General features: G+C 65.5%; 17 protein-coding genes, 1 other RNA gene and 1 riboswitch. Of the genes, 16 read left to right on the plus strand and 2 right to left on the minus strand.

Translation table 11 applies throughout. From position 1 onward, the window contains the following. Window positions 1-51 precede the first annotated feature (51 nt). Window positions 52-317, plus strand: a riboswitch (cobalamin riboswitch). 124 nt (window positions 318-441) lie between these two features. From CV_RS22595 to CV_RS02470, 8 genes are all read left to right on the plus strand, one after another. Further along, complete coding sequence (locus CV_RS22595) at window positions 442-2,289, plus strand: TonB-dependent receptor domain-containing protein (protein ID WP_011134049.1); 1,848 nt, start codon at window positions 442-444, stop codon at window positions 2,287-2,289. A gap of 10 nt (window positions 2,290-2,299) precedes the next feature. Continuing rightward, entirely contained in the window at window positions 2,300-2,827 is a 528-nt protein-coding gene (cobU, locus tag CV_RS02445) for a bifunctional adenosylcobinamide kinase/adenosylcobinamide-phosphate guanylyltransferase (RefSeq protein WP_011134050.1), read from the plus strand. Then, window positions 2,824-3,699 carry a cobalamin-binding protein gene (locus CV_RS02450; RefSeq protein WP_011134051.1) on the plus strand — a complete coding sequence of 292 codons (876 nt, stop codon included), beginning with the start codon at window positions 2,824-2,826 and terminating at the stop codon, window positions 3,697-3,699. The genes cobU and CV_RS02450 overlap by 4 nt, the downstream gene beginning before the upstream one ends. Before the next feature lie 21 nt (window positions 3,700-3,720). Further along, a complete protein-coding gene (locus tag CV_RS02455) occupies window positions 3,721-3,930 on the plus strand; it encodes a hypothetical protein (protein ID WP_011134052.1) in 210 nt (69 codons plus the stop codon). After that, window positions 3,927-4,238, plus strand: a complete 312-nt coding sequence (locus CV_RS02460; protein WP_011134053.1) for a cell division protein ZapA — start codon at window positions 3,927-3,929, stop codon at window positions 4,236-4,238. Before CV_RS02455 ends, CV_RS02460 begins: the two co-directional genes overlap by 4 nt. A 31-nt stretch (window positions 4,239-4,269) precedes the next feature. Beyond that, window positions 4,270-4,453, plus strand: a non-coding RNA gene (gene ssrS, locus CV_RS22600) — 6S RNA. Window positions 4,454-4,465: 12 nt separating this feature from the next. Next, a complete protein-coding gene (locus CV_RS02465) occupies window positions 4,466-5,077 on the plus strand; it encodes a 5-formyltetrahydrofolate cyclo-ligase (RefSeq protein ID WP_011134054.1) in 612 nt (203 codons plus the stop codon). Continuing rightward, entirely contained in the window at window positions 5,074-5,403 is a 330-nt protein-coding gene (locus CV_RS02470; RefSeq protein WP_011134055.1) for a DUF1294 domain-containing protein, read from the plus strand. Before CV_RS02465 ends, CV_RS02470 begins: the two co-directional genes overlap by 4 nt. Here the strand turns inward: CV_RS02470 and CV_RS23905 are convergent. After that, entirely contained in the window at window positions 5,400-5,564 is a 165-nt protein-coding gene (locus tag CV_RS23905; protein WP_011134056.1) for a hypothetical protein, read from the minus strand. The genes CV_RS02470 and CV_RS23905 overlap by 4 nt on opposite strands. Before the next feature lie 122 nt (window positions 5,565-5,686). On the opposite strand from CV_RS23905, the gene CV_RS02475 reads away from it, so the two are divergent. The 6 genes from CV_RS02475 to holA all read left to right on the plus strand — a co-directional run bounded on the left by CV_RS02475 (window position 5,687) and on the right by holA (window position 11,996). Then, a complete protein-coding gene (locus tag CV_RS02475) occupies window positions 5,687-6,160 on the plus strand; it encodes an EVE domain-containing protein (protein ID WP_043595337.1) in 474 nt (157 codons plus the stop codon). A gap of 32 nt (window positions 6,161-6,192) precedes the next feature. Beyond that, window positions 6,193-7,002 (plus strand): sulfite exporter TauE/SafE family protein, encoded by an 810-nt coding sequence (locus CV_RS02480; protein ID WP_011134058.1) that lies wholly within the window; start codon window positions 6,193-6,195, stop codon window positions 7,000-7,002. 202 nt (window positions 7,003-7,204) lie between these two features. Then, window positions 7,205-7,594, plus strand: a complete 390-nt coding sequence (locus CV_RS02485; protein WP_147296168.1) for a hypothetical protein — start codon at window positions 7,205-7,207, stop codon at window positions 7,592-7,594. 162 nt (window positions 7,595-7,756) lie between these two features. Next, on the plus strand, window positions 7,757-10,375 hold the full coding sequence (gene leuS, locus CV_RS02490) for a leucine--tRNA ligase (RefSeq protein ID WP_011134060.1): 2,619 nt from the start codon (window positions 7,757-7,759) through the stop codon (window positions 10,373-10,375). Between the two features lie 81 nt (window positions 10,376-10,456). Further along, the gene (gene lptE / locus CV_RS02495; RefSeq protein WP_011134061.1) at window positions 10,457-11,011 is read left to right on the plus strand and encodes an LPS assembly lipoprotein LptE; all 555 of its coding nucleotides are present in this window, start codon (window positions 10,457-10,459) and stop codon (window positions 11,009-11,011) included. Next, complete coding sequence (holA, locus tag CV_RS02500; protein ID WP_011134062.1) at window positions 10,992-11,996, plus strand: DNA polymerase III subunit delta; 1,005 nt, start codon at window positions 10,992-10,994, stop codon at window positions 11,994-11,996. Before lptE ends, holA begins: the two co-directional genes overlap by 20 nt. A 45-nt stretch (window positions 11,997-12,041) precedes the next feature. On the opposite strand, the gene CV_RS02505 is transcribed toward holA, so the two are convergent. Continuing rightward, window positions 12,042-13,217, minus strand: a complete 1,176-nt coding sequence (locus CV_RS02505) for an MFS transporter (RefSeq protein ID WP_011134063.1) — start codon at window positions 13,215-13,217, stop codon at window positions 12,042-12,044. Window positions 13,218-13,350: 133 nt separating this feature from the next. Here CV_RS02505 and CV_RS02510 point away from each other — a divergent pair, with 133 nt between their 5' ends. Both CV_RS02510 and CV_RS02515 read left to right on the plus strand, forming a co-directional pair. Then, the gene (locus CV_RS02510; RefSeq protein WP_218567043.1) at window positions 13,351-14,250 is read left to right on the plus strand and encodes a LysR family transcriptional regulator; all 900 of its coding nucleotides are present in this window, start codon (window positions 13,351-13,353) and stop codon (window positions 14,248-14,250) included. Further along, complete coding sequence (locus CV_RS02515) at window positions 14,247-14,696, plus strand: hypothetical protein (protein WP_011134065.1); 450 nt, start codon at window positions 14,247-14,249, stop codon at window positions 14,694-14,696. Before CV_RS02510 ends, CV_RS02515 begins: the two co-directional genes overlap by 4 nt. The last annotated feature ends 91 nt before the right edge of the window (window positions 14,697-14,787 follow it).

Here is a 14,787-nt window from a genome sequence, read left to right on the forward strand (position 1 = left end):
GACTCTAAGCATATTACTGCTTGGGCGATGCCGCCAAAAGTCCGGCGGGTTATAATCCGACGATTCGCAGGTGTCCGCAGCCGCGCAGCCACGCGCGGGCGGATGAAACGGGAAGCCGGTGCAAGGCCGGCGCTGCCCCCGCAACGGTAAGGCCTGGTGCGTAGGCGCCCAGGCGGCGCAGAGCCACTGTTTTGGGCGCGTGTTCACGATCTTTCGCCTGGCGTTGCCGGAAAAGACGGAGAGCAGGCTTCCAGAATGGGAAGGCGCGCCGCCGGCAAGGCCCAGCCCGGAGACCGGCCTGCGTCGCCCCGGCCGGAAGCCGGTGGACCACTGGAGTTTCGCGGGGAGGCGATTCGACAGGCGTTCCGGTTCTGCCGTGCCGTCCTTTGCTGCTGTTGCCCTCTTCGCACTCAACGTTTTCATATCGTGGAGTGTGTTTTCATGTTCAAGCTTCAAACCTGCGCCGCGCTGACGGCGCTGGCCTGTTCCGGCCTGGCCCTGGCCGATGGCGTGCCCCAGTTTGTCGGCGATCCGGTGATCGTGACGGCGAGCCGCATCGCGCAACCGTTGTCCAAGACGCTGGCGGACGCCACCGTGATCACCCGCGACGAAATCGAGGAAAGCGGCGCGCAGACGCTGCAGCAGGTGCTGTCGCGCCAGGCCGCGGTCAGCATCACGACCAATGGCGGTCCGGGCACCAGCAGCAGCATCTTCATGCGCGGCGCCAATTCCAACCACACGGTGGTGTTGGTGGACGGCATGCGCATTTCGTCGGCGACGACCGGCACCACGGCCATCCAGAACATTCCGCTGGAACAGATCGAGCGCATCGAAATCCTGCGTGGGCCCGCGTCCAGCCTGTACGGCGCCGACGCCATCGGCGGCGTGATACAAATCTTCACCCGCAAGGGCGAGGGCGCGCCGCGCTTCAATGCCGGTTTCGAGGCTGGCAGCCGCGGCACCGGCAAGCTAACCGCTGGCATTGATGGGAAAACTGGCGACACTGCTTACAGCCTGCAGTTATCCCATGCCCAGTCTGATGGTTTTTCGGCAACGAATCCGCGTAATCAGACCTATTACAATCCCGATAATGATGGGTATGGCAACGATAGTTACACTGCTAGTGTGAATCAGACATTGGCGCCAGGTCATGATTTGACGTTGAGGCTGTATCAGACCTTTGCCATAAATGATTGGGATCGTTCCAATAAATGGACTGGGCAAGATAGAGCAAAGAGCCGCCTAACGGGACAGAGCATCGAGTCGAAGAATCAGTTCAGCGATGTCTGGACAAGTAGACTACGTTTTTCGAAAACACAGGATAAGCTAGAAAATTTTTATAATGGTAACTTTGATGTTAGGGCCGACCTCTATCAGACGACTCAAGAGGAATGGCTTTGGCAGAATGATCTAAACACTACTGTTGGCAATATCATTCTTGGTATCAGCCATGGGACGCAAAAGATCGAGAGTAGCGATGTCTATTCTGAAACAAAACGTTCTCAGGATGCGGGATTTGCTACATATCAGTTTGATCAGGGTGCGCATTTATTCCAAGCTAGCCTGCGCCGAGATCATGACGATCAGTTTGGCGGGAAAACCACTGGTAAATTTGACTATGGCTATAAATTTGCCGAGGGATGGATGGCAAGAGTGGGGTATGGTACCGCCTATAAGGCACCAACATTTAATGACTTATACTATCCATATAGTGGGAATCCGAGTCTGAAGCCGGAAGATTCGAAAAATACGGAGTTGTCACTGCAGTATCGAAAAGGTCAGCAGAGTTTTAGTGTAACCATATTCCAAAATAAGATTAACCAATTGATAAACTGGGCTCCAGCTGCCCCTGATAGTGAGATTTGGGTACCGAAGAACATAGATCGAGCAACCATCCGTGGTTTGACGCTGGAAGGCGCTACGGTGGTGGCGGGAGTCGATCTGGGCGCCAATCTTACGCTGCTGGACGCCCGCGATGACGGCACTGGCCATTGGTTGGAGCGCCGCCCGCGTCAGAGCGCCAACTTCACCGCCAGCAAGGAGCTGGGCAAGTGGACCTTGGGCGCGGAGCAGCAGATCGTTTCCCGCAGATACGACGATCCGGCGAACACCGAGGCCAAAGCGCTGCACGGCTACGGCGTCACCAACGCCTTCGCCAACTACCGCTTCGCGAGGAACTGGACCGCGACGGCCCGCGTCGACAATCTGTTCGACCGCGAATACGAAACCGCCTACGGCTACAACACCGGCGGCCTGGGCGCCTTCATCGGCGTGCGTTACAGCCAATAAGGAATCGTCGATGCCCCACCTGATCACCGGCGGCGCCCGCAGCGGCAAGAGCCGCCATGCCGAAGACCTGGCCCGCCGGCATGGCGGACCGGTGTGCTATCTCGCCACCGCCGAGGTGCGCGATCCCGAGTTCGCGCGCCGGGTGGAGCGCCACCGCGCGCAGCGGCCGGCGCACTGGCGCGTGGCCGAGGCCGGGCGCGGGCTGGCCGCGGCCATCGCCGCCCATGACGCGCCGGGCGGGCTGCTGCTGATCGACTGCCTGGGCATGTGGTTGATGCGTTTCTTCGGCGAGCAGGGCTTCGACGAGTCCGAGTACGCGGTGGAGCGCGACGCGCTGCTGGCCGCGCAGGGACGGCTCCAGGGCGAGGTCTTGCTGGTGTCCAACGAAGTGGGCTGGGGCGTGGTGGGCGGCGATGCGGAAACCCGCCGCTTCGTCGACGAGCTGGGCCGGCTCAACCAGTTGGCGGCGGCCCGTTGCGACCGGGTGACCCTAGTGGCTTGCGGCTTGCCGCTAGCCCTGAAGGAGCCGGCGGCATGAGGCCGGCCTGGTCGGGATGGGGCCTGCTGCTGGCTGCGGCGTATGCTCAAGCATCGGTTCAGGCCGCAGACGGCGCCGGCAAGACCGTGGTTTTGGACAGGCCGGCCCAGCGCATCGTCAGCCTGGTGCCGCACGCCACTGAGCTGTTGTTCGCCGCCGGCGCCGGCGGCAAGGTGGTGGCCACCGTCGATTACAGCGACCACCCGGCCGCGGCGAAGAAGCTGCCGCGCGTCGGCGGCTTCACCGGCTTCAGCCTGGAGGCGGTGCTGAGGCAGAAGCCCGACCTGGTGGTGGCGTGGCAGGACGGCGGCACGCCGCGCGAGCTGGCGCGGCTGCGCGGCATGGGCGTGCCGGTGTTCATCAGCCATCCGCTGCAGCCGGACGACGTGGCGCAGGAAATCGTCAAGCTGGGCCAGTTGGCGGGCACCGACGCGGCGGCGGCCCAGGCGGCGGCGGCTTACCGCCAGCGGCTGGCGGCGCTGCGGCAGCGCTACAGCGGACGGACCCCGCTGCGGGTGTTCTATCAGTTGAGCCGGACGCCCATCTTCACCGTCAGCGGCAAGAGCTATATCGATGCTTTGATCCGCGTCTGCGGCGGCGTCAACGTGTTCGCCGATCTGCCCTTGCCGGCGCCGCAGGTGTCGACCGCCGCCGTGGTGGCGGCGCAACCGCAGGCCATCGTGGCCGGCGACGACGCCACGCTGGCGATGTGGAAGCGCTGGCAGGCCATGCCGGCGGTGGCGGGCGGCGCGCTGCTGGCCCTGCCGGGCGACGCCATCGCCATCCCCGGGCCGCGCCTGGTGGACGGCGCGGAGCAGCTGTGTGCACGGCTGGACACAGCCCGGCAGCGGCTGGGTTTGACGCCCAAGTAGCCGCCCGTTATCCTCGCCGCCATGGACAATGAACTGGAATACCTCGAATCCCGCGTCGCGGCGTTGATCGCCCGCATCCGGGAACTGGAAGTCCAGAACGGCCGATTCGCCGAGGCGCTGTCCGAAGCGCTGAAGGAGAATGCCGAGCTGAACTTCCGCGTCAACGAAACCCGCAGTCGGGTGGCGGCCTTGGTGGCGCGCCTGCCCGCCGCGCCGGAGAACGAGCAATGAGCGACGTGGTTCAGGTCGACATCGAGCTGCTGGGCAGGCATTTCACCATCGGCACCCCGCAGGGCGAGCAGGAGACGCTGCTGGAGGCGGTGCGTCTGCTGGAGGGCAAGATCGCCACCATCCAGCAGCACGGCAAGGTGATGGACGCCGACAAGATCGCCATCATGGCCGCGCTGAACATCGCGCACGACCTCTTGAAGACAAAAGTCGGTGAAGGCTTGGAGATGGCGGCGTTTCAGCGTAAAATACGCAGCATGGGCGAAGCGGCCGATCAGGCGCTGAGCCAGAGCCAGCAGCCGCTGTTCTAACCAAGCGGCGCCGGCGCACCAAAGGTCAGTTTATCCCCTGCGGTGTTCGTGAAGGCACACAATTCCTTTGTACCAATGCGTTCGCTTTTGGCTGCCAGCGTGAGACATGGGCGTGCCGCGTTCTCTGGTGAACGCGCCCGAAATGTCTGGCAGGCGGCCCCTCCTGGAAACAGGGTACAAGCGAATTTAGCCCGAACGGCACTCGCGGGGGTTCCCCCTCCTTACCGATGACCTCGACTTCCCCCGATATCGACAAGCCGGCGCTCAGACGCCAGCTTCGCCGCGCCCGCATGGCGCTGCCGCCGGCCTGCCGCGCCGCGGCCGCGCGCGCGATCGCCCGCCACGCCTCCCGTCTGCTGAAGCGCGGCAAGCGCGTCGGCGGCTATCTCGCCGCCGGTTCCGAACTGGACCTGGCCGAAGTGATGAATGCGGCGCTGTGGCGCGGCGCGGCGGTCTATTTGCCGCAAATTCCCAAGCGCGGCCGTCGGCTGTGGTTCACCCGGCTGGACGCCGCCGACCGCTGGTATCTGCATCCTCGTTACCGCATCCTGGAGTACGCCGGCGCGAGGCTGCGCGCCGAACGGCTGGACGTGGTGTTCGTGCCCTTGCTGGGCGTGGATAGGGACGGCTACCGGATGGGGCAGGGCGGCGGCTTCTACGACAGCACGCTGGCTTTCCGCCGCCGGCACGCCTTGAGCGGCAAGCCGCTGCTGGTGGGCGTGGCTTTCGATTGCCAGCTGGTGGACGCGGTGCCGCGCGAGGCGTGGGACGTGAGGCTGGACTGGCTGTTGACCGAATCCGGCCTGCGCCGCCTGCCGTTGCGGAGCGCGCGCGCATGATCCTGCTGCTGTTGCTGCCCTTGCTGGCGGCCTGCCTGCTGGGCCGGCTGGCCTGGTGGTGGTGGCTGCCTTACGCGGTGATGGCCGCGCCCACGCTGCTGGTCTATTGGCTGGACAAGCGCGCGGCGCTGCGCGGCCAGTGGCGCATCCCGGAGGCTAGGCTGCAATGGCTGCACTTGGCCGGCGGCTGGCCCGCCGCCTGGCTCGCCCAGCGCGCTTTCCGCCACAAGACCCGCAAGCAGCCCTTCCAGGCGTTGTACTGGCTCAGCGCGCTAGCCAATCTGGCCTTGCCGCTGGGTTGGCTATGGCTTCGCAGCCGCGCTTAGCGCCAGCCGCGGCGCGGGCCGTAGTCGTAGTAGTATGCCGGCGCCACCGGCACCACCACGGCCGGGCGCACCATAACCGGCGCCACGGCCACCCGCGGCGGCTCCACCACGCAGCCGGCCAGGCTGCCGACCGCGATGGCGGCCAGTATCCATTGTTTCATTTTCGCGCTCCTGCGATGACGGACAGCATGCCTGTCCCGTTACCGCCAGCATACGAAGCAATCTTTCCAGTAAGATTGAGCAAGTCTTTCCCCATCCACTCAGCGATTAACAGATATTGCCCATGCGCTATTGGCTGATGAAGTCGGAACCCGACGAAACCTCGATCGACCACCTGGCCGCCGAACCCGCGCGGCTGTTCGAATGGACCGGCGTGCGCAATTACCAGGCGCGCAATTTCATGCGCGACGACATGCAGCCCGGCGATCTGCTGCTGTTCTGGCATTCGTCCTGCCCGGAGCCGGGCATCGCCGGCATCGCCGAAGTGGCGGCCGCCGCGCATGCGGATTCCAGCCAGTTCGATCCGGCCAGCCCCTACCACGATCCCAAGTCCGACCCCGCCGATCCGCGCTGGCTGTGCGTGGACGTGCGCTTTGTCCGCAAGACGCGGCTGCTGCCGCCGGCCGAGCTGCGCCGGCATCCGCCGCTGGAAGGAATGACGGTGCTCAAACGCGGCAACCGCTTGTCGATCACGCCGGTGACGGCGGAGGAATGGGCGTATTTGATGGACCTGCTGGATATCCGCCGGGCCGGATGAGCGCGGCCCGCGGGCATTAGGGAGGCGTGTAGATGTTGTCGTATGGATTGCTTGCGGCGCTGCTGGCCTGCGGGGCGGTGGCCGGTTTTCTGGCCGGCCTGCTGGGCGTCGGCGGCGGCCTGATCATCGTGCCGGTGGTGCTGGCGGTGCTGTCGGCCGCGCATCTGGGCGGCGCGCATGCCCAGCACCTGGCGGTGGGCACTTCGCTGGCGGTGATGGTGTTCACCAGCCTGTCCAGCGTGCGCGCGCACCACAAGAAGGGCGCGGTGGACTGGCGCATCGTGCGCGGCATGGCGCCGGCGATGGTGGCGGGCACGCTGCTGGGCAGCCTGATCGCCGGCTGGATTTCCGGTCTGGCGCTGCGCTGGTTCTTCGTCGTCTACGCTTACGCGGTGGCGCTGCAGATGCTGGCCGGCCGCCAGCCCAAGGGCGGGCGCGAGATGCCGGGTTGGGGTGGGCAGGGCGCGGCTGGCGGCGCGATAGGCATGATCTCCAGCTGGGTGGGAATCGGCGGCGGATCGATGAGCGTGCCCTTCATGAGCTGGTGCAATGTGCCGGTGCACACCGCCATCGCCACCAGCGCCGCGCTGGGCTGGCCGATCGCCGTGTCCGGCGCGGTCGGCTATGTGTACAGCGGCTGGGGCGCGCCGGGATTGCCGCCCGGCGCAGTCGGTTTCGTTTACCTGCCGGCGATGCTGGCGCTGATGCTGATGACGGTGCTGCTGGCTCCGGCCGGCGCCAAGGCCGCGCATAGGCTGCCGGTGCCCAAATTGAAAAAGGCTTTCGCGGTGCTGATGGCGGCGATGGCCAGCGAAATGCTGTACAGCCTGCTGTGCGGCTGAGCGCCTGTTCAATCCCTGCAGAGCATTGTGAGGGCGCGCGCGGCGAGTGCCGCTGCAGCAGGCTCGTGCGTCGTATGCATGCTCCGCTTCCTCAGCTGTTTTCGCCTCGTCTCGCGAGACTTTGAACAGGCTCCGAATCCGTCTGCAACCTTGTCCGCTTGTCCGTGGTCGAACCCGTTTGACCGAAGTGAAAGGACGACGCGTGTTGAAAGGCGTGATGGTGTGCGTGGCGGGGCTGCTGGCGGCGGCGCCGGCGGCCTTCGCCTACAGCGACGAGGCGAGGCTGCCCTTCGCCGGCCAGCCGGGCGAGCTGCCGCTGGAAGTGGCGCTGCGCTTCGCCAAGAACCGTCTGGGAGAGGACGGCCGTTTCGAGTACGCCACGCTGAAGGTTGTCCAGACCAGCCAGCCGGAGGCCTTCGACCGGGCCGGCATCACGCTGATCCGCGAGGGGCTGATGGACGACAGCGTCAAAGGCGTGCGCCAGCGTTTCGAGTTCAGCCGCGAGGACAGCGTCTGGACGCTGCGCGCGGTGAAGGAGGACTTCTCCTGCTGGCGCGGCCGCAAGGGCTGGGGGCTCAAGCCCTGCTCCTGAGGCCGCGCGCGCCAAGCATTTGTTTTTTGGGTCTTATCGCCGACGCGAAGACGCCGTTATAATGGGGCAATCATTTTGCGGACGGGCTGACCGGATGCATGCGCGCAGATCGCGCTCCGGGCAGCCCGCCTTTTGTATTTCAGAGTCCAGACAAAGATCGCCATGCAAGAACAATACAGCCCGCGCGCGGTGGAAGCCGCCGCCCAACAGAAATGGCAGAAGACTGCCGCCTTCAAGGCCGTGGAGGACGCGTCGCGTCCCAAGTACTACGCGCTGTCGATGTTCCCGTACCCGTCCGGCAAGCTGCACATGGGCCACGTGCGCAACTACACCATCACCGACGTGCTGGCCCGCTTCAAGCGCCTGCAGGGCTTCAACGTGCTGCAGCCGATGGGCTGGGACGCCTTCGGCCTGCCGGCCGAGAACGCGGCGATGAAGAACGGCGGCGCGCCGGCGGCGTGGACCTACGCCAACATCGAATACATGAAAACCCAGCTGGACAGCCTGGGCTTCGCCCTGGACTGGGAGCGCGAGCTGGCCACCTGCAAGCCGGACTACTACCGCTGGGAGCAGTGGCTGTTCACCCGCCTGTTCGAGAAGGGCGTGATCTACAAGAAGAACGGCGTGGTCAACTGGGACCCGGTGGACCAGACCGTGCTGGCCAACGAGCAGGTGGTGGACGGCCGCGGCTGGCGCTCCGGCGCGCTGGTGGAAAAGCGCGAAATCCCGATGTACTACTTCCGCATCACCGACTACGCCGAGCAGCTGCTGGCGGACCTGGACAAGCTTGACGGCTGGCCGGAGCAGGTCAAGACCATGCAGCGCAACTGGATTGGCAAGAGCTACGGCTCCGACGTGGTGTTCCCGTACGACGAGGCCAGCATCGGCCACGCCGGCGAACTGAAGGTTTACACCACCCGTCCGGACACGCTGATGGGCGCCACCTACGTCGCCGTCGCCGCCGAGCACCCGCTGGCCACCCAGGCCGCGGCCGGCAATGCCGCGCTGCAGGCCTTCATCGCCGAGTGCAAGTCCGGCTCCGTCGCCGAGGCCGACGTGGCCAAGATGGAAAAGAAGGGCATGGACACCGGCCTGTCCGTGATCCACCCGCTGACCGGCGAACGCTTGCCGGTATGGGTGGCCAACTACGTGCTGTGGGGCTACGGCGAAGGCGCGGTGATGGCGGTGCCGGCGCACGACGAGCGCGATTTCGAGTTCGCCAACAAGTACCAGCTGCCGATCAAGCAGGTGATCGCGCTGGCGTCCGGCGACGGCGAGTACGACGCCGCCAACTGGCAGGAATGGTACGGCGCCAAGGATGACACCGTGAAGACGGTCAATTCCGGCAAGTACGACGGCCTGGGCTATCAAGCCGCTTTCGACGCCATCATCGGCGACCTGCAGGCCAAGAGCCTGGGCCAGAAAAAGACCCAGTACCGGCTGCGCGACTGGGGCATCTCCCGCCAGCGCTACTGGGGCTGCCCGATCCCCATCATCCATTGCCCGAGTTGCGGCGACGTGCCGGTGCCGGAAAAAGACCTGCCGGTGACGCTGCCGGAAAACGTGATTCCGGACGGCGCCGGCTCGCCGCTGGCCAAGATGCCGGAATTCTACGAAACCAGCTGCCCGAAGTGCGGCGGCGCGGCCAAGCGCGAAACCGACACCATGGACACCTTCGTGGAGTCCAGCTGGTACTACGCCCGTTACGCCTCGCCGAAGTGCGACACCGCGATGGTGGACAAGCAGGCCGCCGATTACTGGCTGCAGGTCGACCAATACGTGGGCGGCATCGAACACGCGATCCTGCACCTGCTGTATGCGCGCTTCTTCCACAAGCTGATGCGCGACGAAGGCCTGGTGTCGTCGGACGAGCCGTTCAAGAGCCTGCTGACCCAGGGCATGGTGGTGTGCGAGACCTTCTACCGCGACCTGCCCAACGGCACCAAGGACTGGATCGCGCCGCAGGACGTCATCCTGGAACGCGATGCCAAGGGCAAGATCGTCGCCGCCAAGCACCGCGTCGACGGCCAGCCGGTGGTGGTGGGCGGCATCGAGAAGATGTCCAAGTCCAAGAACAACGGCGTGGATCCGCAGGAGTTCATCGAGAAATACGGCGCCGACACCGCGCGCCTGTTCATGATGTTCGCCGCGCCGCCGGAGCAGAGCCTGGAATGGTCCGACGCCGGCGTGGAAGGCGCGTTCCGTTTCCTGAAGCGTTTGTGGAAAACCGCGCGCGAGCACGTCGAGGCCGGCGTGGTGGCGCCGTACGCTTCCGGCGAGTTGAACGCCAGCCAGAAGGAGCTGCGCTTCAAGCTGCACGGCACCATCCAGAAAGTGGCCGACGACTACGGCCGCCGCCAGCAATTCAATACCGCCATCGCCGCGGTGATGGAGCTCTTGAACGCCTACGACAAGGCCGACACTTCGGGCGACATCGGCCGCGCGGTGGCGCAGGAAGTGCTGGAAGCCGCCACCCTGCTGCTGTCGCCCATCGTGCCGCACGTCTGCGACGGCATCTGGAACGCGCTGAAGCCGGGCACCGAGCTGCTGGCGCAAGCCTGGCCCAAGGTGGACGAGGCCGCGCTGGTGAAGAGCGAGATCGAGCTGATGGTGCAGGTGTGCGGCAAGCTGCGCGGCAGCGTGACCGTGGCCGCCGATGCCGCCAAGGACGCGATCGAAGCCGCCGCGCTGGCGCACGAGAACGTGATCAAGTTCATGGAAGGCAAGCCGGCCAAGAAGATCATCGTGGTGCCGGGCCGCCTGGTGAACATCGTCGTCTAATCCAGCCTGGAGCGCGGCGCGGGCTGCCGGAAGGCCCCGCGCCGCTTTTGCTTGGCGGCGCAGTCCGCCATGGAGGATGCAATGAAACACTGTCTGAAGTTCGCGCTGCTCGCCGGTTTCGCCTTGCTGCTGACCGCTTGCGGCTTCCATCTGCGCGGCCTGGGCGGCTCGTTGAAACCGCTGCCGTTCTCCACCATGTATCTGGAGGCCACCGGCAAGAGCATCGAGGCCGACCTGCGCACGGTATTCGCCCGCGATCCCAAGCTGAGCGTGATGTCCGAGCCCAAGGGCGCGCAGGCGGTGGTGAGCGTGGTCAGCGAGAACCAGTCCAAGGACATCCTGACCATCAATACCGGCGGCCGCATCAACGAATACCAGCTGACTTATACCGTTGTCGTGCGCACGGTGATCGGCGGCGTGCCGGTGGACCCGGACATGGTGGTGACCGTGCGCCGCAGCCTGAACTACTCGGATAACCAGGTGCTGGGCAAGCAGCAGGAAGAAGACCTGCTGTGGGCCGATGCGCGCCGCGACGCCGCCGAGCAGATCGTCCGCCGTCTGGCCTACCTGAAGGTGCCGGCCGCGCCGCTGGCCGGCCCCGTGAGCGTGAAGCCCGATGCCGTCCCTCAGCCCTGACGCGCTGAACGCGGCGCTGGCCAAGGGGCTGGCGCCGCTGTACCTGGTGCACGGCGAGGAGGCGTTGCTGGCGCTGGAAGCTGCCGATGCCGTCCGCGCCGCCGCCCGCGCGGCCGGCTATCTGGAGCGCGAGGTGTTGACCGTGGAAAGCGGCTTCGACTGGTCGCAACTGACCGACTCGATGTCCAGCGTATCGCTGTTCGCTTCGCTGAAGCTGCTGGAAATCCGCATTCCCGGCGGCAAGCCGGGCACCGAGGGCGTGGAGGCCTTGCAGCGCCTGGCCGCTGATCCGCCGCAGGACACGGTGACCCTGATCACGCTGCCCAAGCTGGACAAGGCGCAGCAGCAGAGCAAGTGGTTCACCGCGCTGGACAAGATCGCCCAGGTGGTGGAGGCGCGCCCGGTGGGCCGCGCCGAGCTTCCCGGCTGGATCTCCCGCCGGCTGAAGGCCCAGGGCCAGCAGCTTGGCGCCGACGCGCTGGCGTTCTTCGTCGACCGGGTGGAGGGCAATCTGCTGGCCGCCCGGCAGGAGGTGGACAAGCTGGCTTTGCTCTATCCCAAGGGCGAGTTGAGCCTGGCCGATCTGCAGGCGGCGGTGGCCAATGTCGCCCGCTTCGACGTGTTCCAGCTGTCCGAAGCCTGGCTGGCCGGCGACACGCCGAGACTGACGCGGATGCTGGACGGCCTGATGGCCGAGGGCGAGGCGCCGGTGCTGGTGCTGTGGTCGCTGGCCGAGGACGTGCGCATGCTGCTCAAGCTGCGCCAGGGCCTGAAGGACGGCCGCCAGCCGCGCGACATGGCGCGCGAGCTCAGGCTGTGGGGCGAGAAGCAGAAACTGGCCGAGCCGGCGCTGCGTCGCATCGGCCCGCGCAAGCTGATGGCCGCGCTGTCCGAGTGCGCGCGCATCGACCGCCAGATCAAGGGCGTCGAGCCCGGCGAGCCATGGCAGACGATGCGGGCGCTGGCGACGCAGCTGGCCGCCTGATTTTTCATCCTGCCTGAACGGACCGCCGCCGCGCGGTCCGTTGTTTCATGCGCGGACAAGCGAGGATGCGTCGACGGCTTTCTTGCGCCAAACAAACAGCACCGGCAGTAAAGTCAGCGCCGCCAACCCTGCGGCCAGTAGACTGGTTTGCGCCAAGGTTCCGCCGTGACCGAGTAGCAAACCCGCCAGCCAAGCGCCCAGCGCATTGCCCAGATTGAAGGCGCCGACATTGAAAGCGGATGCCCGCGATGTGGCCTCTCCCGCCAGCCGTATCGCCAGTGCTTGCAGCAGCATGCACAGGGCGAAGGCCTGGCCGCCCCATAGCGTCATCAGCGCCAACGCGATGGGCAGGCGCGCAGCCAGCAGGTGGAAAGCGGCCAGGTTGCCGCATAGCAAGACCAGCGTCAGGATCAGCGCCCTGACCAGTTTCCCGTCCGCCAGCCTTCCGCCTATCCAGCCTCCCGCCACCAGGCCCGCGCCGCATAACAACAGAGCCGCGCTGGAGTGCTCAGGAGGCAGGCCGCCGAACTGGATCAGCGTCGGCACCAGGTAGGTGAAAAAGGCGAACATGCTGGCGGCGGCCAGCGCGCTGGCGAGCAGCGCCAGCCAGACCCGACCCGGCAAACGCGCTGGCGTTTCGGCGCTGCCGCGCTCGCCGGAGCGCGTCGGCAACAGCCAGCGGATCAGCAACAGAGTGATCAAGCCTAGCGCCGCCACTGCGGCGAAGGTCGCGCGCCAACCGGCTGTTTGCCCGAGCCACGTGCCGGCCGGCACGCCCAGCACATTGGCCAGCGTCATGCCGCTGAACATCAGCGCCATCGCCCGGCCGGCCATGCCGGGCGGGGCCAGGCGAGCCGCCATCACCGCCGCCGCGCCGATGAAGCTGGCGTGGCAGAGGGCTGTGAATATGCGCGCCAGCAAAAGCGGCCACAGGCTGGATGCCAGCAAGCAGGCCAGGTTGCCGGCGATGAAGATGGCCATCAGCGCGCTCAGCGCGCGTTTTTCGTCCTGGCGGGCGATCAGGCCCGCCAGCAGCGGGCCGCCGGCCACCACGCCCAGCGCGTAGCCGGCCACCAGATAGCCGGCGCGCGGCAGGCCGACATGCAAATCGGCGGCGATGAGGGGCAGCAAGCCCATGATGATGAATTCTGCGGTGCCGATGGCGAAGGCGGCCACCGCCAGCGTCAACAGCGCTGGAGTGAAGAGGCGGGAAGCAGGCATGACGATCTCAGCGTGAAAGCAAAGCGCCAGCCTAAGCGACGGCAATGGCCGGAAACAGCCGGTCGCCGCTCCACTCTGTGCGGAACCATTTGGCATGAATGGCGTACACTTGCCGATTGGCAAAGGAGAACGTGTGCTGGCTTCATTGAGCGAACTGGCGGTGTTTATCGCCGTGGCGGAACAGGGCAGTTTTGTCGGCGCGGGGCGTGTCCTCGGCGTGTCGGCGTCCGCTGTGGGCAAGCGCATCAGCCGGCTGGAGGTGGATCTGGGCGTGCGATTGCTGCAACGCAACACCCGTTCATTGGCGCTGACGGCAGAGGGCGAAACGGTATTGAGCCGGGGACGGAGCTTGTTGGATGAGGCAGAGTCGCTGCGCGTAGTGCTGGAGCGATCAAGCCGCCAGCCTGGCGGCGTGTTGCGGCTGAGCCTGCCGCCGATCGGCGGCGTGCTGATGGCGGAACTGGCGGCCTTCCGGCAACGTTATCCCGAAGTGGCATTGGAGCTGGATTACAGCGAGCGCAATGTGGACATCATCGAGGAAGGTTTCGACGCGGCCATCCGTGTCGGGGCGGGCGACGATGGCAAGCTGCGCAGCCTGGCTCTGCCGGGATTCCGCCGCCTCATCGTCGCCGCGCCGGATTATCTGGTCCGCCACGGCCAGCCGCGAAGCGCGGCGCAATTGGCGGAGCATCAACTGATCCACTATCGCTCGCCCAATAGCGGCAAGCTGGAGGCATGGCCTTTGGTCAATGCGGAATTGCCGCGTGCGCTGGTGTGCAACAGCGTGCATGCGCGGCTGGATTTCGCTTTGCAGGGGCAGGGCATCGCCTGTCTGCCGGACATCTCCATCCGCCGCGAACTGGAAGACGGCAGCTTGAGACCGCTGTTAGGCAGCGAAAACGGCGAGAAGGTGGTGCTGCGGCTGTTGTGGCCATCGTCGCGAGGCTTGTCCGCCCGGATGGAAGCGTTTCTTGGCTTTATGCGGGAGCGGTCGGGTGCCGCGCCCTGTGAAAATTTCAAGGTGCGGGCATGAGTGAATTGTTGATTTTTGAAATGGCGCATTGGCAAGCGACGCATCGGCGCGATGCTCGTTTCCCTGGTTATCTCATCCTCTCAGCCAAGGAGCAGGCCGCTGATCTGCCCGCGCTGAGCATGGCGGCATTGCAAGAATTGGGCGCCGCGCTCGCAAGAGCCGAAACCATCCTCCAGCGCGCCTACGAGCCATACAAGGTGGTTTTCTACAAACTGGGCTTCACTAGCGGTTTGAACTGTCATTTTCATGTCGCGCCCATTACCCAGAGCCTGCTTGATGAAATCATTGCCGATCCGGGCTATGCAATCGAGCCAGACGGAAACGATGCCATTTTATTTCTTAGCCGCGTCTATTGTGAAAGACCGCTAACGGCGCAGGAGCGGGAGGTGATGCAATCCACGGTGCAAAGGCTGAGAGCCATCGCTGATATTGAAAGCGTCGCCTAGCGCCACTGGGCGTCGATTACTGCGTTTTGGAGGCTGCCACGCGCCATGCCAGCGAATCAATGCTCTGCCACTAGGTGGCGTGGATGGTTGG

It is taken from the genome of Chromobacterium violaceum ATCC 12472 (assembly GCF_000007705.1).
GTDB classification, from domain to species: domain Bacteria; phylum Pseudomonadota; class Gammaproteobacteria; order Burkholderiales; family Chromobacteriaceae; genus Chromobacterium; species Chromobacterium violaceum.